Annotated in this window: 15 protein-coding genes; 11 read left to right on the forward strand and 4 right to left on the reverse strand. The window is 70.2% G+C overall.

Going from position 1 to position 17,944, the window contains the following annotated elements; genetic code table 11:
- Position 1 precedes the first annotated feature (1 nt).
- From BA062_RS32515 to BA062_RS32525, 3 genes are read left to right on the forward strand one after another with little or no spacing between them, the layout of a single operon-like run.
- Positions 2-1,540 (forward strand): aldehyde dehydrogenase family protein, encoded by a 1,539-nt coding sequence (locus BA062_RS32515; protein ID WP_110342965.1) that lies wholly within the window; start codon positions 2-4, stop codon positions 1,538-1,540.
- A 26-nt stretch (positions 1,541-1,566) separates the two neighbouring features.
- Positions 1,567-2,973, forward strand: a complete 1,407-nt coding sequence (locus BA062_RS32520) for an amino acid permease (protein WP_110342966.1) — start codon at positions 1,567-1,569, stop codon at positions 2,971-2,973.
- A 4-nt stretch (positions 2,974-2,977) separates the two neighbouring features.
- Positions 2,978-4,144, forward strand: a complete 1,167-nt coding sequence (locus BA062_RS32525) for an aspartate aminotransferase family protein (RefSeq protein WP_110342967.1) — start codon at positions 2,978-2,980, stop codon at positions 4,142-4,144.
- 169 nt (positions 4,145-4,313) lie between these two features.
- Here the strand turns inward: BA062_RS32525 and BA062_RS40035 are convergent, their stop codons facing one another.
- A complete protein-coding gene (locus tag BA062_RS40035; RefSeq protein WP_168214151.1) occupies positions 4,314-4,529 on the reverse strand; it encodes a hypothetical protein in 216 nt (71 codons plus the stop codon).
- 442 nt (positions 4,530-4,971) lie between these two features.
- On the opposite strand from BA062_RS40035, the gene BA062_RS32535 reads away from it, so the two are divergent.
- The gene (locus BA062_RS32535) at positions 4,972-6,693 is read left to right on the forward strand and encodes a helix-turn-helix domain-containing protein (protein ID WP_146240115.1); all 1,722 of its coding nucleotides are present in this window, start codon (positions 4,972-4,974) and stop codon (positions 6,691-6,693) included.
- Positions 6,694-6,712: 19 nt separating this feature from the next.
- Here BA062_RS32535 and BA062_RS32540 read toward each other — a convergent pair whose 3' ends face one another.
- The gene (locus BA062_RS32540; protein WP_110342969.1) at positions 6,713-7,435 is read right to left on the reverse strand and encodes an SDR family NAD(P)-dependent oxidoreductase; all 723 of its coding nucleotides are present in this window, start codon (positions 7,433-7,435) and stop codon (positions 6,713-6,715) included.
- A 169-nt stretch (positions 7,436-7,604) separates the two neighbouring features.
- On the opposite strand from BA062_RS32540, the gene BA062_RS32545 reads away from it, so the two are divergent.
- From BA062_RS32545 to BA062_RS32575, 7 genes are read left to right on the forward strand one after another with little or no spacing between them, the layout of a single operon-like run.
- Positions 7,605-8,510 (forward strand): alpha/beta hydrolase, encoded by a 906-nt coding sequence (locus BA062_RS32545; protein WP_110342970.1) that lies wholly within the window; start codon positions 7,605-7,607, stop codon positions 8,508-8,510.
- A 41-nt stretch (positions 8,511-8,551) separates the two neighbouring features.
- The gene (locus tag BA062_RS32550; RefSeq protein ID WP_110342971.1) at positions 8,552-10,171 is read left to right on the forward strand and encodes a flavin-containing monooxygenase; all 1,620 of its coding nucleotides are present in this window, start codon (positions 8,552-8,554) and stop codon (positions 10,169-10,171) included.
- On the forward strand, positions 10,171-10,941 hold the full coding sequence (locus BA062_RS32555; RefSeq protein ID WP_110342972.1) for an SDR family NAD(P)-dependent oxidoreductase: 771 nt from the start codon (positions 10,171-10,173) through the stop codon (positions 10,939-10,941). Before BA062_RS32550 ends, BA062_RS32555 begins: the two co-directional genes overlap by 1 nt.
- A 29-nt stretch (positions 10,942-10,970) precedes the next feature.
- Positions 10,971-12,461, forward strand: a complete 1,491-nt coding sequence (locus BA062_RS32560) for an NAD-dependent succinate-semialdehyde dehydrogenase (RefSeq protein ID WP_110342973.1) — start codon at positions 10,971-10,973, stop codon at positions 12,459-12,461.
- A 2-nt stretch (positions 12,462-12,463) separates the two neighbouring features.
- The gene (locus BA062_RS32565; protein ID WP_110342974.1) at positions 12,464-13,705 is read left to right on the forward strand and encodes an iron-containing alcohol dehydrogenase; all 1,242 of its coding nucleotides are present in this window, start codon (positions 12,464-12,466) and stop codon (positions 13,703-13,705) included.
- A complete protein-coding gene (locus BA062_RS32570; protein ID WP_110342975.1) occupies positions 13,702-14,613 on the forward strand; it encodes a 3-hydroxyacyl-CoA dehydrogenase in 912 nt (303 codons plus the stop codon). Before BA062_RS32565 ends, BA062_RS32570 begins: the two co-directional genes overlap by 4 nt.
- Positions 14,614-14,618: 5 nt before the next feature.
- Complete coding sequence (locus BA062_RS32575; protein ID WP_110342976.1) at positions 14,619-15,359, forward strand: SDR family NAD(P)-dependent oxidoreductase; 741 nt, start codon at positions 14,619-14,621, stop codon at positions 15,357-15,359.
- Between the two features lie 102 nt (positions 15,360-15,461).
- On the opposite strand, the gene BA062_RS32580 is transcribed toward BA062_RS32575, so the two are convergent.
- Positions 15,462-16,622, reverse strand: coding sequence for an aspartate aminotransferase family protein (locus BA062_RS32580; protein ID WP_110342977.1), 1,161 nt, complete (start codon positions 16,620-16,622; stop codon positions 15,462-15,464).
- On the reverse strand, positions 16,619-17,938 hold the full coding sequence (locus tag BA062_RS32585; RefSeq protein ID WP_110342978.1) for an MFS transporter: 1,320 nt from the start codon (positions 17,936-17,938) through the stop codon (positions 16,619-16,621). The genes BA062_RS32580 and BA062_RS32585 overlap by 4 nt, the downstream gene beginning before the upstream one ends.
- Positions 17,939-17,944: the final 6 nt, after the last annotated feature.

Below are 17,944 nucleotides of genomic sequence, written 5' to 3' on the forward strand. Positions count from 1 at the left end.
CATGGCCACCGCAGTCAACTATTCGTCCCAGAACCTCGAGAGCTCCCTCGACGAGGCCTTCGAACGTGAGCTCGCACGGGCGCGCCAGGGCATGTCGGAGGCGTTGCCGCATGTCGTGGCGGGCAAGCCGGTCGCCGACGGTGAGGTCTTCGACCGGTTCGATCCGGTCATGCCGGGGGAGTCGGTGTCGCGGGCTCTGGCCGCGCCGGCCGGTGTCGTCACCGACGCGGTGGCCGCGGCCAAGGAGACCACCCGGATCTGGCGCAACCGGCCGTATCAGGACCGCATCGCCTTGCTGAGGGCGGCGAAGGCCGAGTTCTCCGGGCGCGCCGCGGAGATCGCGGGAGTCATCTCGGCGGAAACCGGCAAGACCCGGCTCGAGGCCGTGGCCGAGGCCTACGAGGCAGGCGACCTCATCGAGCAGTACTGCGCGGAACTCGAGCGGCACGACGGGTTCGTCACACCCATGCGCTCACAGGCGGAGGAACGCAACACCGACGTGCTACGCCCGTATGGCGTCTTCGGTGTCATCGCGCCGTTCAACTTCCCGGTCGCTCTCTCAGTGAACATGACCGCCGCGGCGCTGGTCACCGGAAACACCGTCGTGCTCAAGCCCTCCGACAAGACCCCGTGGTCGACGGCACTGGCCGCGGAGATCCTCGGCGGTCACCTGCCCGACGGAGTGCTCAACGTCGTTCACGGCGGCGCGGCGACCGGACAGGCGCTCGCCGAGGCGGACGTCGACGGCATCGCTTTCACCGGCTCGGCCGAGGTCGGCTGGAGCCTGGTGCGCAAGCTCGGCGACGGTCCCTGGGCGCGTCCTGTGCTGGCCGAGATGGGTGGGCAGAACCCCGCGATCGTCACCGCGTCGGCCGACCTCGACGCCGCCGCCGAGGGCATCGTCCGGTCCGCCTTCGGGCTGTCCGGCCAGAAGTGCAGTGCGTGCAGGCGGGTCGTCGTCGACGGCGCCGTGCACGACCAACTCGTCGACAAGCTCGTCGAGCGGGCGAAGCGGTTGTCGGTCGGCGACCCCGCTGATCCCACGACGGACCTCGGCCCCGTGATCGACGACGCCATCGCGGCACGGCTCGACCAGGCGCTGGCCACGGCAGGGCGGGACGGCACGGTCGTGACCGGTGGGCGTATCGAGGGGCAGCGCGGCAACTTCTTCGCACCGGCCATCGTCACCGGCCTTCCTGCCGCTCACCCGCTGACTCGCGACGAGCTGTTCGCCCCGTTCCTCACGGTGACGCGGGTCGACGGCTTCGCTGCCGCCATCGCCGAGGCCAACGCCGTGAACTACGGCCTGTCGGCGGGAATCTTCACCACGGACGACACGGAGCGGGAACGGTTCCTCGACGAGATCGAGGCCGGCGTCGTCTACGTCAACCGCAGGGAGGGTGCGACGACCGGTGCCTGGCCCGGGATCCAGTCCTTCTGCGGCTGGAAGGCCAGTGGATCGTCCGGCAAGGGCGGTCTCGGGCCGTGGTACCTGCCCGGCTTCTGCCGCGAGCAGAGCCGCACCATCGGCCATCCCTGACGGCGTCTCATCCAGGAGCGACAACGATGTCCGCACACACCGTTCACGAAGGCCACGGCACCCCGGCCACCGGGCTGGGCAAGGGCTTGCGGCAACGACATGTCACGATGATCTCGCTCGGCGGCATCATCGGCGCCGGCCTGTTCGTCGGCAGCAGCGCTGCGATCGCCGACGTCGGCCCGGCCGCCACCGTCACCTACGCACTGGCCGGGCTGATCGTGCTGCTGGTGATGCGCATGATCGGGGAGATGGCGGTCGCCCTGCCCGGAATCGGTTCGTTCACCGAGTACGTCCGGGTCGGGCTCGGCGACCTCGGCGGGTTCGCCGCCGGCTGGCTGTACTGGTACTTCTGGGTCATCGTCGTGGCGGTCGAGGCCGTCGCGGGTGCCCAGATCCTCCAGCGCTGGATCCCCGCGCCGATGTGGCTGATCGCGCTCGCACTGGTGATCATCATGACGGTCGTCAACTGCTTCGCCGTCCGGTCTTACGGGGAGTTCGAGTTCTGGTTCGCCTCGATCAAGGTCGCCGCGATCATCGTCTTCCTGGCGCTCGGGCTCTCCTACGCGTTCGGCTGGACGTCCGGAACAGGCCAGACCTTCGGCAACCTGGGCACGGGCGGGGGTTTTCTGGCGATGGGACTCGGCGCGGTCTTCGCGGGAGTGCCCACCGTCATCTTCGCCATCTGCGGCGCGGAGATCGCCACCATCGCCGCCGCCGAATCGGACGAGCCGGCCCGCAGCGTCGCCCAGATGACCCGTTCGGTCATCGTGCGCGTGCTGACCTTCTATGTCGGCTCGGTGTTCCTCATCGTGTGCGTGGTCCCCTGGCGGGAGATCGTGCCGGGCGAGTCGCCCTTCGTCGCGGCCATGGACCGCATGCACGTTCCGGCGGCAGGCGACATCATGAACATCATCGTGGTCATCGCTGTGCTGAGCTGTATGAACTCCGGCGTCTACGTCGCCTCCCGTGTCCTCTTCGGACTGTCCAGCCGGGGAGACGCGCCGCGCATGTTCAGCAGCGTGACCAGGCAGCGGGTGCCGAGGAAGGCGATCATCGCAGGTGGAGTGATCGGGTACGTCGCGGTCGGTGCGGCGATCGTCTCCCCGGAGGGGCTCTTCGCGTTCCTCGTGAACGCGTCCGGTGCGATCATGCTGCTCGTCTACTTGCTCATTGGACTGGCGCAGCTGCGCCTGCGACGCAGGCTCGAACGTGAGAACCGGCGACTCACGCTGCGGATGTGGCTGTTCCCGTGGCTGACCATCGGCGTGCTGGTCGCCATCGTGGCCGTACTCGGCGCGATGGCCTTCAAACCCGCGCTGGCCCCTCAGCTCTACGCGACGCTGGCCAGTGTGGCCGTGGTCCTGGTCGCCTACGTCTTGCGGCGCAGGCTGGCTCCCGGCACCGACTCGACAATCCAGCGAGAGAAGGCCTGACACCATGTCACAGTCAGCGGACGACCTGCTGTTCGCGCGCGCCACCGCGGCGATGCCGGGCGGCAACACCCGCAGCACCGTCTTCGTGCCCCCGCACCCGCCGTACGCCGTGACAGGTCGGGGATGTGTGGTGACCGATGCCAACGGCCACGAGGTGTACGACTGCAACAACAACTACACCTCACTGCTGCACGGCCACGCGCATCCGGAGATCGTGCGGGCAGCACGGGAAGCCGTCGGCCAGGGCTCGGCGTTCGGACTTCCGACCGAGTCCGAGATCGACCTCGCCGAGCTGCTGCGGGAACGCACGGGCATACCCCGCTGGCGATTCTGCAACTCCGGCACCGAAGCGGTCATGATGGCGGTCCGCGCGGCGCGCGCCGCGACGGGCCGCGGCCGGGTCATCCGCTTCCACGGCAGCTACCACGGCACCTACGACGGCGTGGTCGGTGCCGACGCCGCTGGTGTTCCTCAGGCGGTCGCCGAGCAGTCGATCCTGCTTCCGCAGGACGACCCCGTCGCGTTCGAGCACGCCATGGCCACTCACGGACACGAAACCGCCGCGGTGCTGCTCGACCTCATGCCCAACCGGGCCGGCCTGCGGCCCGTGTCGCGGGCGATGGCCGAGCTCGTGCGGAAGCGGACGGCCGAGCACGGCGCACTGTTGATCATCGATGAGGTGATCACCTTCCGGCTAGGCAACTCGGGCCTGCGGGAACGGTACGACGTCGAACCCGACTTGACCACGGTCGGCAAGGTGATCGGCGGCGGGTTCCCCGTCGGTGCCGTCGGCGGCACCGCGGAGGTGATGGACTCGTTCAACCCGCTGGGCGGGGCGACGGTCAGCTGGGGTGGAACGTTCAGCGCCAACCCGGTCAGCATGCGAGCCGGACTCACCGCTCTGCGCCTGTTCGACGCCGGCGCCGTCAAGCGCCTGAACGCCCTCGGTGACCAGCTTCGCGACGAACTCGCGACTGCCGGCCTCGCCGTCAACGGGACGGGCTCGCTCGTCCGCCTTCTGGTCGATGACTATCCGCGAGCCTGGTGGGATCTCTATCGAGCCGGCGTCTTGGTCGGCACCAACGGCCTGATCGCACTGTCCACGGCCATGACGGACGACGACGTCATCGAGATCGGCCGTGTGGTCCGGTCCGTCGCGCCGGCGCGGTGACGCTGCCGCGGGCCGCACCGCTACCACGCTAGACGCCGCCGAGCCGCTTGACATTCCTCGGGAACTCAACGGCGGCCCGTGCCGCTCGTTCCGGTGCGAGGCGTTCATCACCGCCCACGCCGAACTCGCGCACGTCCGCACCCGGGCCACGTCACCGGGCCAGAACGGATCACACGAGCGCGGGTTCGGCGCCCTGAAGCACGAGCGGCGCTCCACCGACGACATCGACGACGCCGTCATGCTCGCCGAGCGAGCCGAGGATTACCGTGTGCACCTGGGTCTGGCCGACTCGAAGGGCCCGGCATTTCAAGCTGCCAACTTCTTGATACGGGACAGCCACGCTGCGCAGTGCTGACGAGGTGGCGCTGGAGGCCACCGGCGACAACGACGCGATCGTGGCGTTGATCGCGGCCCGGGTGGCGCGAGTGGTGGTATCCAGCGCAGACCACGAGGCACACGTCGGCGACACCCTCGCGGCTCGCCCGCGAGCCCCTGTACGCGTACGACGCCGACCACGTCTCTCCACCGACCGGATGATGCTGGCCGGCCTGGTCCGCGAAGGTGGAGGACGTGTGCCGGCGTAGGTGAGGGCATGAGCCGCACCAGCGCCCTCGACTCCGGGTGACAGCCTGGTGACACTGCGTGGGTGAATGCTCGGCCAACGCGTTCCGCACGGGAGCGAGCCGATGGCCGCCGAGTGTCTCATCTTGCGACGTCGACGCACGGGCAGCTGCCCGCAGTGCTCCGAGAAGGTACCTTCCAGGGAAACGACAGCGTGGTCGCTTGCGGGCGACGGTGGCGCGTTCGACGTGACCAAGGAGCTGCCAGTGTCGGATAACGCCGAGTTCGACCGCATCCAGAAGGCGAAGGAGACGTTGCTCTCGACCGGTACCACCGGGGTGGCCGGTCCGAGCACCGAGCTGATCCAGTCGTGGCGCCGGTCGCAGCGCGCCCTTGGCGGGCCGGAGAACGTCACCGACGTCCCCCAGGTGAGCGAGGAGTTGCTCGACGCGCACCTGCTGAACCTGTTCCGCGACCCGCTCACGCGGTTCTCGGACAGTCTCTCCGGCACCGGCCTCGGGCTGCTTCTGGCCGATTCGCGCGGGCAGATCCTGCACCGCTGGTGCGCGGACCGCGGCGCGGCGGCCCACCTGGACCGCATCGGGACCGTGCGCGGTGCCGTGCTCTCCGAGGACGCGGTGGGGACCAACGGCGTCGGGACCGTCGCCGCGTCCGGACGCGGCGTCCAGATCCAGGGCGTCGAGCACTTCGCCGACTTCTACCGGGGCGCGGTGTGCACCGGTGCGCCGGTGCGTCACCCGATCACCGGCAACCTGCTCGCCGTGGTCACCCTGTCCTGCGACGTCACACCGCGAACCGACCTGCTCCGCCCGCTACTCGACACGCTCACCACGCAGCTCGAACAGCACGTCATGGACGTGCAGCAGCCCGCTGCGCGCCGCGCCTTCGCCACGTTTCTCGAGGTCAGCAGGGCACGGCCGGAGCCGGTGGTCGCCTTCGGCGCCGCCGGGCTCCTGATCCAGAGCCCGCAGGCGGGCCGCCTGTCGCGGGAGGATCTTCGCCGGCTTCAGGAGCTGTGCGCCGAGGCCTCCGCGGGACGCCACCCCGTCGAGCTGTCGACCGGCCTCACCCACGTGCAGGTCACGGCGGTGGACCCGGCCAACAAGGTGGCGGTGGTCTTCGAGGACCAACGACGGACGCGGGCGGGCAAGGCCACCGAGCGCGGCGCGGCGGCGAGGCCGCGGCTGATCGGCCGCACTCCCGACTGGCTCGCCGCGCACCGGATGGTGGAGCGGTCCCGGACGTCGGGAACCCCGCTGGTCATCGCGGGGGAGGCGGGGACCGGCAAGCTGTCGCTCGCGCTCGGCAGGCCCGCCCGCGGGGAGGACGGCGGGGACGGACCCGCCGTCGTCGACGCGGCGCAACGGCACGTGCTCGGCGGGCGCGAATGGCTGCGGGACCTGGCCGCCCGCCTCGGCGCCGGTGAGGACCTGGTCATCCGCGGGGTGCACACGCTCGAACCCCGCCTCCTCGACGGCATGCGCACCGTGCTCGACACCCCGCACGGACGGTCGGTGCTGGTCACGCTGTCCGCGGAGGCGGTGGAGGACGCCGAGGCGTTCGCGCTGAAGTACGGCACCCCGATGGCATGGGTGCCGCCGCTGCGCGAGCGCACCGCGGATCTGCCCACGCTGTGGGCCCGGTTCGCGCCGAGCACCGACCTCGTTCCCGACCGGGAAGCCCACCAGTTGCTGGAGGCCTACCAGTGGCCGGGCAACCTGACGGAGCTGCGGACCGTGGTGGGGCAGCTGGCCGCCTCGGGGCATACGGGCACCGTGCCGGTCGAGCAGCTGCCCCACGCCATCCAGCAAGCCAGGGGGCTGACGATGATCGAGCGGGTGGAGCTCGACGCGATCCGCAAGGCGCTGCGGGAGGCGGAGGGCAACCGGGCCAGGGCCGCGCAGATCCTCGGCGTCTCCCGCGCGACCGTGTACCGGAAGATGAAGGCGTACCGGCTGATCAGCTGAGCCTCCCGGCCGCGCCGGGTCACTGGGCCAGGTACCCGCCGTCGACCACGAGCTCGGAGCCGGTGACGAAACTGGACTCGTCAGCGGCGAGGAACACGGCGGCCTGGGCGATCTCGGCGGGACGGCCCGCCCTGCGCATCGGTGTCTGGGCGATCACCGCGGCGTTGATCTCCGGGTCCTGCGCGTCGGTGAGGGGCGTGGCGACGAAACCCGGGTGCAGCGAGTTGACGCGGATGCCCTGGCGCGCATAGGTGATCGCCGCGCTCTTGGACATGGTGCGCACCGCGCCCTTGGTCGCGTGGTAGGCGTGCGCGCCGGACACAGCGACGCTGCCCCAGATCGACGAGACGTTGATGATCGACCCGCCGCCGTTGCCGAGCATCACCGGGATCACCTCCCGCATGCCCAGCCAGACACCGGTCTGGTTCACCGCGATCACGTGTTGCCAGGTGCTCACGCTCAGTTCGTGGGCCGCTTCGTAGGTGATGATGCCCGCGTTGTTGGCCAGGACGTCGACGCGGCCGTGTCGGCCGGTCACCTCGGAGACCACCGTGCGCCAGTCATTCTCGTCGGCCACGTCCAGCCTGCGGAAGGAGATGTCGCCGCGCAGGTTCTCGTCGGGCTCGCGGCGCCCGGTGGCGACCACGGTCGCGCCCTCGTCGGCGAACGCCTCGGCGATCGCCCTGCCGATACCGCGGCCCGCTCCGGTCACCAGGGCGACCTTGCCCGACAGACGGTCCACTTCGCACGCTCCCTCGCTGGAATCGCTGGTGTCCCAAGTTTCCCGCCCGCCCGGCCGTCGTGGTGCGTCACTCTGAGAACGCGGTGACTCATTCTGCGACGGACCGCGCCACGGTCGCTGCCTTTCGGTCAAGGTGACGGCAGGCAAGGGAAACTTCGTGGAGGAGCCAATGACGTCACCGCGGCCGAGCGACGTGCTCGGCGAGATCTACGCCTCGTGGGCCGTCGAGATGAGCCGCTATCCCGACATGTCCATCGAGCTGCTGCGCATGATCTTCGAGGACTGGCAGCGCGCCACGGCCGAGCCGGAGGACGTGACCTATCGCGAGACGGCGATCGGCGGCGTGCCCGGGATCCTGGTCACCCCGGCCGGATGTGCGCAGGAGCAGGTGCTGCTGGTGATGCACGGTGGCGGGTTCGCACTGGGCTCGCCGGCGAGTCACCGCAAGCTGGCCGGGCACCTGGCGAAGGCGTGCGGGGCGAGCGCGTTCGTCGCGGGCTTCCGGCTGGCTCCCGAGCATCCGTATCCCGCGGCGCTGGAGGACGGGCTCGCGGTCGTCGACGGGCTGCTGGAGCGGGGACATCGCATCGAGGACATCACACCGGTCGGCGACAGCGCCGGGGCGAACCTCGCGATCGCGATGGTGCTCAGGCTGATGCGGGAGGGCCGGGCACTGCCCGCCCAGGTGATCACCATGTCGCCGTGGCTGGACATGGAGAACACGGGTGCCACGCTGGACACCAACGACGCCACCGACTTCCTGATCACCCGCGAGGGGCTGCAGGCCAACATCGACCGCTACCTCGGCGGGACCCAGGATCCGAGGGACCCGCTCGTGAACCCGTTGCACGCGGACCTCTCCGGGTTCCCGCGCCTCTACATCGACGCGGGTTCGGTCGAGTCGCTGCTGGACGACGCGGTACGGCTGCACGAGCTGGCCCTCAAGCACGACGTCGACGTGACGTTCGTGGTGGGGGAGGGCATGCAGCACGTCTACCCGTTCATGGCCGGGCGCGACGCGAACGCCGACCGGGAGATCGGCTCCATCGCCGCCTGGTACCGCGCCGGGCGCTGACCGGCCCCTGCGAACCCAACAACTCGACCGAGAGGAACGTCATGGCGGACGTGACATCGCCGGAGTACGACGCGATCGTGATCGGCGCCGGGTTCTCCGGCCTGGCCATGCTGCACCACCTGCGCGAGATCGGCCAGCGCACGATCGTGCTGGAGGCGGGCGGCGGAGTCGGCGGTACCTGGTACTGGAACACCTATCCAGGTGCGCGCACCGACAGCGAGTTCTACTACTACTCGTTCTCCTTCTCGGAGGAGGTGCGCAACGAGTGGGTGTGGACGGAGCGCTACCCGTCCCAGCCCGAAGTGCTGCGGTACCTGGAGTTCCTGGCCTCCCGGCTGGGGCTGAACAAGGACATCAGGCTCAACACGCGCGTGGAGCGGGCCGAGTACGACGAGAGCACGCGCAAGTGGACGGTCACCACCGATTCCGGCGACACGCTCACGGCGACCTACCTCATCAGCGGGATGGGCGTGCTCGCCGAGCCCAACCTGCCGGACATCCCGGGCGCGAGCTCGTTCGCGGGCGAGCTGTACCACACCGCGCGCTGGCCGAGGGACCGTGAGGTCGACCTGCGGGGCAAGCGTGTCGGGGTCATCGGGCTCGGTGCGTCGGGTGTGCAGATCGTTCCGGTCGTCGCCGAGGTCGCGGGTGAGCTGGTGGTGTTCCAGCGGACGCCGAACTACGTCGTCGCCAGCTCCAACTACACGGTGGACGACGAGTGGATGGCCCGCGTCCGGAAGGAATACCCGGAGAACTTCAAGCGCGCCAGGGAGCACATCTTCGCGGTGCCGTTCGAATCGCCCCGGCACGGCGCGAAGGAACTGGACCCCGGTGAGCGGGAACGGATCTTCGAAGAGAAGTGGCGTGAGGGCGGGTTCCATTTCATGCTCGAGACCTTCAGCGACCTGGCGACCGACGAGGAGTCCAATCACCACGCCTCGGAATTCATCCGCAAGAAGATCAGGGAGACCGTCAAGGATCCGGAGACCGCCGAGCTGCTGTGCCCGAAGGACTACCCGTTCAACGGCAAGCGCCCCCCGGGCGGGCACGGGTACTACGAGGCGTACAACCGCGACAACGTGCGGCTGGTGGACATCCGCGAGCACGGAATCGACGAGATCACCCCGGACGGGGTGCGCGTCGGCGGCGTGCACCACGAGCTGGACGTGCTGATCTTCGCGACGGGATTCGACGCGATGACGGGCACGCTCACCGCGATCGACATCGTCGGCAGGGACGGCGTGGTGCTGCGGGACAAGTGGTCGGACGGGCTGAAGACCAACCTCGGCCTCGGCGTGCACGGCTTCCCGAACTTCTTCATGATCCTCGGGCCGCAGACGCCGTACGCGAACCTGCCGGTGGCGATCCAGGAAGGCGTGCAGTGGATCGCCGGTGCACTCAAGTACGCCCGTGACAACGGCATCACCGAGCTCGAGTCCACGAAGGACGCCGAGGAGGAGTGGGCCGCCCAGGTGGCCGAGGCCGGATCGGCCACGATCATGGCGAAGGGGGTGGACGCCAACGCGTGGTTCATCGGCGCCAACGTTCCGGGCAAGCCCATCGAGTTCAACGTCTACATGGGTGGTGCCGACGACTACTTCAAGCGGTGCGACGACGTCGCCGCCGGTGGATACCGGCAGTTCCTCGGGAGTGACCGCTGATGGGGCGGCTGTCCGGAAAGGTCGCTGTGATCACCGGCGCGGCCTCGGGAATGGGCAGGGCGACCGCGGAGCTGTTCGCCGCCGAGGGCGCCACGGTGGCCTTGACGGACGTCGCGGAGCAGGACGGCCGGCAAGCTGCCGAGGAGATCGCCGCGGCGGGTGGCACCGCCGGGTTCTGGCGCATGGACGTGTCCAGCGAGGACGAGGTGTCCCGCGTGGTCGCGGACATCGGGAACCGCTACGGCAAGCTCGACGTGCTCGTGAACAGCGCCGGACTGATCGGGGTCGACAAGCCGACCCACGAGGTGTCCGAAGAGGAATGGGACGCACTGTTCGCCGTGGACGTGAAGGGTGTCTTCCTCGCCACGAAGCACGCGGTGCCCTGGATGATCCGCAACGGCAAGGGCAGCATCGTCAACTTCTCCTCGATCTACGGGCTCATCGGCAACGACGAGTTCACGCCGTACCACGTGGCCAAGGGTGCGGTGACCATGCAGACCCGGCAGGACGCGGCGACCTACGGCCGCCACAACATCCGCGTGAACTCGGTCCATCCGAGCACCGTGCTCACGCCGCTGGTGCGCGGGATCGCGGAGAACTTCGACGGCGGCCTGCCCGCGTACGAACGCATGATGACCTCCAATCAGTCGCTGCGGCGCCTCGGGCGACCCGAGGACGTCGCGTACGCCGTGCTGTACCTGGCCTCGGACGAGGCCGACTGGGTCACCGGCGTCTGCCTGCCGGTGGACGGCGGCTACACCGCCCGGTGAACGCAGGCACGAAGGGAAGGAACTTTCGGATGGCAGAGCACACCACGGCGAGTGTGCGCGGGCACGACGTCCCGCTGGGCCTGTACCTCGACGGGCGGTGGAGCGAGACGGGCCGCCGGTTCGCGGTCCTCAACCCCGGCGACGGCACGACGGTCGCCGAGGTCGCGGACGGCGGCCCCCATGAAGCGGTGCGGGCGCTGGACGCGGCGGTCGCCGCGCAGGAGGGGTGGCGGTTCGTCGCGCCGAGGGAGCGGGCCGAGCTGTTCCACCGCGCGTACACGCTGCTGCGGGACCGGGCGGACGCGATCGCCGACGTGATGGTGCTGGAGAGCGGCAAACCACGGGCCGAGGCCGTCGGCGAGTTCACGCTCTCCGCGGGATTCTTCCGGTGGTACGCCGAGCAGATCGCGCACCTGCACGGCACGTTCGCCGACAGCAGCCCGGGCGGCTACCGGGTGGTGACCACCCACCAGCCGGTCGGTCCCAGCTTCCTGATCACGCCGTGGAACTTCCCGCTGCTGATGGCCGCCCGCAAGGCGGGCGCGGCACTGGCCGCCGGGTGCACCACGGTGCTGAAGTCGGCGAAGGAGACCCCGCTCACCGCGGCGTTGTTCGTGGACGTCCTGCACGAGGCCGGGTTTCCCGCCGGGACGGTGAACCTGGTGCACACGTCGGACTCGGCCGCGATCTCGGACGCGCTGCTGCCCGACCCGAGGTTGCGCAAGATCAGTTTCACGGGCTCGACGGGGGTCGGCGCGACGCTGCTCGGCAAGGCCGCGGGCAACATCGTCAACAGCTCCATGGAACTGGGCGGCGACGGACCGTTCGTCGTACTCGACGACGCCGACGTCGACCTGGCGGTGCGGGAGGCGGTGACGTGCAAGTTCCGCAACGCGGGACAGGCCTGCGTGGCCGCCAACCGGATCATCCTGCACCGCGACATCGCCGACGAGTTCACCCGGAAGTTCGTGGCACAGGCAGAGAAGCTGCGTGTGGGAGACGGATTCGACGAGGGCGTCGACGTCGGTCCCATCATCACCGAGGCGCAGCGGGAGCGGGTCGCGGAGCTGGTGGGCGCGTTCGTCGGCTCCGGGGCCGAGCTGCTCGCTGGAGGCAGGGCCATCCCCGGCAAGGGCTACTTCTTCGAGCCGACCGTGCTGCGGGTGCGGGACCGCGACCACGATTTCTGCAGGGAGGAGCTCTTCGCCCCGGTCGCGGCGCTCTACACCGTCGACACCGTGGCCGAGGCGATCGCGTTCGCCAACGACACCCGCTACGGGCTCGCGGCCTACCTGTTCACCCGCGACCTGTCCCGCGCGTTCGCGGTGTCCGAACGGCTCGACGTGGGCATGGTGGGGATCAACCGGGGAATCATGGCGGATCCGGCCGCCGCGTTCGGCGGGGTCAAGGCGTCGGGCCTCGGCCGCGAAGGAGGGCACGACGGCATCTACGAGTTCCTGGAACCCAAGTACCTGGCCGTGACCGTGGACGAACGCGACGCACTGGGAAGGGAAGCGTGACCATGCGAACGACCAACGACCTCCGGCTCGGTCTGCTCCGCCAGCCCGGCCACGTCGCGTTCGGGCCGGGGCAGCGCGCCCAGCTGCCGAGCCTCGTGCGCCGTCTGGGAACCAGCGTGCTGATCTGCACCGACGAGCGCATGGCGGGCAGTGAGGTCTTCGCGGACATCGTCAAGGCCCTGCGCGGCAACGGCCTCACCGTCAGCGTGTTCTCGGCCGTCGAGCCGGAACTGCCCAGGGACAACCTGCTCGGGCTCATCGAGGAGTTCGGCGGCACCGACCTCGACGTCGTGATCGGCATCGGCGGCGGAAGCTGCCTCGACTTCGCCAAGATCGGGGCGATCCTGCTCACCCGTGGCGGCGACGTTCGCGACCTGTACGGGGAGTTCCAGGTGCCCGGACCCGGGCTTCCGGTGATCACCGTGCCGACCACAGGGGGCACCGGCGCGGAGGTCACCTGCATCTCCGTGATCCACGACCCCGACCTCGGGATGAAGGTCGGCGTCGCCAGCCCGTACCTGGAGGCGCACGCGGCCGTCGTCGATCCGGAGCTGACGCTGACCTGTCCCCGCGGGCTCACCGCCGCGACCGGTGCGGACGCGCTGTCGCACCTGATCGAGTCGTTCACCGCACGGGCCAAGAACCCCGGTACCGACGACATCGAACAGCACCTCTACGTCGGCAAGAACGTACTCACCGACGTCTACGCCCGGCACGGCCTGGCCCTGCTCAACACCTCACTGGAGCGGCTGGCCGAGGACCTGTCGGATCTCGGCGCCCGCTCCGACACCATGCTCGGCGCGCTGAGCGCGGGCATGGCGATCAACACCACCGGCACCGCGGGCGCGCACGCGATCCAGTCGCCCATCGGCGCGCTCACGCACACCGCGCACGGGTTCGGCGTCGGCGCGCTGCTGCCGTACGTGATGCGGTACAACCTGCCTGCACGGGAACCGGAGTTCGCCGAGGTCGCCGACGTTCTCGGCGTCGCCGACCCGGGGCAGAGCCGGGCCTCCCGGGCCAGGGCCGGCATCGAGCGCGTGGACGCCATCCTGGCCGCCCTCGACGTGCCGCCCGACCTCCGGGAGCTCGGGCTCAAGCCGGAGCAGTTCGACACCGTGGCCGAACAGGCCCTGCGGGCACGGCGGCTCACCGCCAACAACCCGCGGGAACTCACCAAGGGGTCGGTCCTCGAGATCCTCGAACGCGGCTACCACGGGGACCGCGGCTGGTGGGGTGAATGAGCCCACCGGCCGTCGCGGTGGCCGGCGCTGGATCGATCGGTGCCGGCTTCGCACTCACGTTCGCCCGCGGCGGATTCCGCGTCCGGCTCTGGGACCCCGACACCGCGGCCGTCGATCGGGCGCTCGAGGTGATCGCCGACCGCCTCGGGTCGCTGCACCGGCACGGACTGCTCGACGCCGACCCCGGCGACGTGGCAGGGCGCATCGACAGCTACGCGGACCTCGGCGGCGCGGTCGCCGGCTGCTCGCTGGTCCAGGAGTGCACGCCGGAACGGGCAGAGGTCAAGCAATCGGTGTTCGCCGAGCTGGCAGGGCTCACCGGACCGGGCACCGTGCTGGCGAGCTCCAGCTCGGCGATGGTGCCCAGCGACTACGGCGGCGGGGACCCGAGGGTGCTGGGCGCCCACCCCGGCAACCCGCCGTATCTGCTCCCGGTGATCGAGCTCGTCCCCTCGCCGAACACGGATCGCGCGGTGCTCGACCGCGCACGCGACCTCTACGCGAAGGCGGGCCTCCGGCCGGTGCTGGTCCGGCGGGAGGTCGAGGGCTTCGTGTTCAACCGGCTGCAGGGCGCGCTGCTGCGCGAGGCGTACTGCCTGCTGCGGGACGGCGTTGCCGACGTCGCGGACATCGACGAGGTGGTGCGCAGCGGGCTCGGGCTCCGATGGAGCGTGATCGGACCGTTCGAGACGGCCGACCTGAACACCCGCGGCGGCATCGCCGCCCACGCGCGCCTGCTGGGGCCTGCCTACGCGCGCATGGGCGCCGACCGCGGGCAGCACGACCCGTGGACCCCGGAGCTGGTACAGCTGGCCGAGCGGCAGCGGCGTGCGCTGCTCCCGCTCGAACAGTGGGAGGACCGCGTGCGCTGGCGTGACGAGCAACTGATGAGGAGGCACCACAAGTGAGCACAATGGACGGGAAGGTCGCGGTCGTCACCGGGGGAGCCCAGGGGATCGGTGCCGCGATCGCCACCACGCTGGCCGAGCGCGGCGCGACGGTCGTCATCGCGGACATCCGGCACGACGCCGCCGCGGCGAAGGCCGAGGAGATCGAGCAGCGGTCCGGCTCCCGAGTGCGCGCGGCCCGGCTCGACGTGACGGATCCGGAGGCGGTGCGTGCGCTGGCCGGGTCCTGCGGCCGCGTCGATGTGGTCGTGAACAACGCGGGCATCGCGACCAGCGCGCCGACCTTCGAACTGACGGACGAGGCGTGGCGGCGCACGCTGGACATCAACCTGTCCGGGCCGTTCCACGTCAGCCGCGAGTTCGGCAGGCTCATGCGCGGCCGGGGCGGCGCGATCGTGAACATCTCCTCGATCGCCGCGTTCAAGGCCACCCGCCCGGAGGTGCACGTCGGCTACGACGTCACCAAGGCGGGGATCATCGGCCTCACCAGGACACTGGCCGCCGAATGGGCACGCGAGGGCATCCGGGTGAACGCCGTCGCGCCGGGCTACACCAACACCGGCATCCTCCGCGAGGTCGGCGCCGAGAGCCCGGAGACCGTCGAGGCGTGGAAGGCGCAGGTGCCGCAGCACCGCCTGATCGAGCCCGCCGAGATCGCGGAGGCGGTGGCCTTCCTCGCGTCGCCCGCCGCGAGCGCCGTCACCGGCCACGTGCTCCTCGCCGACGCCGGGTACACCGCCTGGTGAGCCCTGAGACCGGGTGGAGCGTGGGGCGAGGTTCGGCTGTCCGCCGGGGGAACCAGTAGGTGTCCGGGCCCGGGACGCGACGGCGTTCCGGGCCCGGACGGTTCAGACCCGGTGGTCGGCGCCGCGCCCGAGCACGGCTGTGACCGCGTCGGCGATCTGGTCGAGGTGTACCGGCGACATGGCGGTGGACAGGGCGAGCAGGCCGTTGGTGCCGCCGAGCACGCCCCGCCGGTACAGGTTCCACCACAGGTCCGTGGGATCGGGCGCCATCAACCGGAGCAGGGATCCCGAGCCGTTCACCGTGACTCCGGCATCGCGGAGCCGCGCACGGAGCTGGTCGCCCCGGCGGTTCAGTTCCGCGATCTCGTGCGAGCCGAACAGGCTCAGCGCGGTGAGCCCGGCCGCCATCGTCACCGGGTTGGCGCTGAAGGTACCGCCCCAGGACACCGCGCCCGGTGCCGGGACGAACGGCGACAGCACGTCGGCACTGCCCCCGATCGCCCCGACCGGGAATCCGCCGCCGATGACCTTGCCGACGGACACGAGATCCGGCTGCAGGCCGTACTGCTTGTGCAGCCCGCCCTCGTGGAGGCGGAAGGTGATGACTTCGTCGACCGCCAGCAGTGCGCCGTGCTGCCGGGTGAGCTCGCGGAGCGCGGTGACGTAGGCGGGGTCGGCCGGGTTGAGACCGGCGCGGTTGGGCATGAGGTCGATGAGCACGGCGGCGACTCGGTCGCCGTGTTCCCGCATCGCCGCGGTCAGCGCCTCGAGGTCGTGTTGTGGCAGGACGAGGACCGAGTCGGGGGCCGACCTGGCCACTCCCGGCGCGTCCGGAGAGACGACGGCGTCGCCGGTGCCGTGGTAGCTGCCGTCGAACCGCACGATCAGGTCGCGGCCGGTACGCGCGCGGGCGGCCCGAAGCAGCATGAGCACGGCCTCGGTTCCCGAGTTGCAGAACCGCCACTGCTCGATTCCGGTGCGGTCGCGCAGGTGCTCGGCGAGCGCGACCTCCGAGGCTGTGGGCAGGCCGAACGCGGTGCCGGACCGGGCGGCTTCGGTTGCCGCGCCGAGGATCTCCGGGTGCGCGTGCCCGTGGATGAGCGACGTGTAGTTGTTGTTGCAGTCGATCACCTGGTGTCCGGTGTGGTCGGTGACGATCGCGCCCTCGCCGCGCACCGCGTAGGGCGGATGTGGCGGGACGAACAGGGTCGTCCTGGTGTTGCCGCCCGGCAGTACGCGCCTGGCCCGGTCCACGACGCTCACGACGCGCTCCTCGCCGTCGCCACGACTCCGGTCTCGCGCAGGTCGCCGCCCCGCGTTTCCCTGGTCAGCAACGCGGTCACGAGGACAAGGGCGAGTGCTGCGCACACGTACACGACGACGAGTGTCGTCGAGTCCGACACCTGCAGCAGGGCCACCGCGATGGTGGGGGCGAGGCTACCGCCGACGATCCCGGAGAGCTGGTAGCCCAGCGAGGCCCCGCTGTAGCGGTGCCGGGTGTCGAAGAGTTCGCAGATCCAGGACGCCTGCACCCCGTACATCGCGGAGTGGAAGAACAGGCCGCCGAGCACGGCGAGCACGATCAGCCCGGTGCTCTTGGTGTCGACCAGCGGGAAGAACACGAGCATCCACGCGATCGCTCCGGCGGCGCCGAGGACGGTCACCTTCTTGCGGCCGTACCGGTCGCTCAGCGCGGCGAACGCGGGGTAGGTGAAGAGCTGCATACCCGCGCCGATCAGCGTGGCCAGCAGCCCGACACCGCGCGGTAGCCCGAGAGTTGTGGTGACGTAGGTGAGCAGGAACGTGATCAGCAGGTAGTAGAGGATGTCGGCGCCGGCTCGGATGCCGACGACCCGCAGCACATCGAGCGGCTGGGTCTTGAGCAGAGTCAGGATCGGCGCGCGCCGGGTGCGTCCCTCGCTCTCCACCTCGGTGAAGGCCGGTGATTCCTCCACCTGGCGCCGGATGTAGACGCCGATGAGGACGACCACGATGGACAGCAGGAACGGCACGCGCCATCCCCACTGCACGAAGGCGTCGCGCGAGAGGATGCCCGACATCAGGTAGAGAACGGCGGTGCTGAGCAAGGTGCCGATCGGGACGCCCACCTGCACGAAGCTGGTGAGGAAGCCCCGGCGGGCGGCCGGGGCGCGTTCGGCGATCATGAGCGCGCCGCCGGCCCATTCGCCGCCGAGTGCGAAACCCTGCGCGAGCCGGACGAGTATCAGCAGGATTGGCGCGGCGACCCCGATCGTGGCGTAGCTCGGAATCACTCCGATGAGGACGGTGGAGCCGCCCATCAATGAAACGGTGAACAGCAGGACCTTCTTGCGGCCGAACCGGTCGCCGTAGTGACCGGCGAGGATCCCGCCGATGGGCCGGGCGATGAACCCGATCGCGAAGGTCAGAAAGGACAGAAGCGTTCCGGTCAACGGGTCGAACGTGGGGAAGAAGACCTCGTTGAACACGAGTGCCGAGGCGGAGCCGTAGAGGAAGAAGTCGTACCACTCGAGCGAGGTCCCGACGAGGCTGCCGAGGATCGCCTTGCGGATCGGGGTGTCCGCGGTTGTTCCGGACATGGTCTC

The organism is Prauserella flavalba (genome assembly GCF_003202235.1).
Classification (GTDB): Bacteria; Actinomycetota; Actinomycetes; order Mycobacteriales; family Pseudonocardiaceae; genus Prauserella_A; species Prauserella_A flavalba.

Excerpts from the sequence above, each read along its gene's own strand:
- BA062_RS32515 (WP_110342965.1), top strand. The coding sequence starts at position 2 with ATGGCCACCGCAGTCAACTATTCGTCCCAGAACCTCGAGAGCTCCCTC.
- BA062_RS32520 (WP_110342966.1), top strand. The coding sequence starts at position 1,567 with ATGTCCGCACACACCGTTCACGAAGGCCACGGCACCCCGGCCACCGGG.
- BA062_RS32525 (WP_110342967.1), top strand. The coding sequence starts at position 2,978 with ATGTCACAGTCAGCGGACGACCTGCTGTTCGCGCGCGCCACCGCGGCG.
- BA062_RS32545 (WP_110342970.1), top strand. The coding sequence starts at position 7,605 with ATGACGTCACCGCGGCCGAGCGACGTGCTCGGCGAGATCTACGCCTCG.
- BA062_RS32550 (WP_110342971.1), top strand. The coding sequence starts at position 8,552 with ATGGCGGACGTGACATCGCCGGAGTACGACGCGATCGTGATCGGCGCC.
- BA062_RS32555 (WP_110342972.1), top strand. The coding sequence starts at position 10,171 with ATGGGGCGGCTGTCCGGAAAGGTCGCTGTGATCACCGGCGCGGCCTCG.
- BA062_RS32560 (WP_110342973.1), top strand. The coding sequence starts at position 10,971 with ATGGCAGAGCACACCACGGCGAGTGTGCGCGGGCACGACGTCCCGCTG.
- BA062_RS32565 (WP_110342974.1), top strand. The coding sequence starts at position 12,464 with ATGCGAACGACCAACGACCTCCGGCTCGGTCTGCTCCGCCAGCCCGGC.
- BA062_RS32570 (WP_110342975.1), top strand. The coding sequence starts at position 13,702 with ATGAGCCCACCGGCCGTCGCGGTGGCCGGCGCTGGATCGATCGGTGCC.
- BA062_RS32575 (WP_110342976.1), top strand. The coding sequence starts at position 14,619 with ATGGACGGGAAGGTCGCGGTCGTCACCGGGGGAGCCCAGGGGATCGGT.
- BA062_RS32585 (WP_110342978.1), bottom strand. The coding sequence starts at position 17,938 with ATGTCCGGAACAACCGCGGACACCCCGATCCGCAAGGCGATCCTCGGC.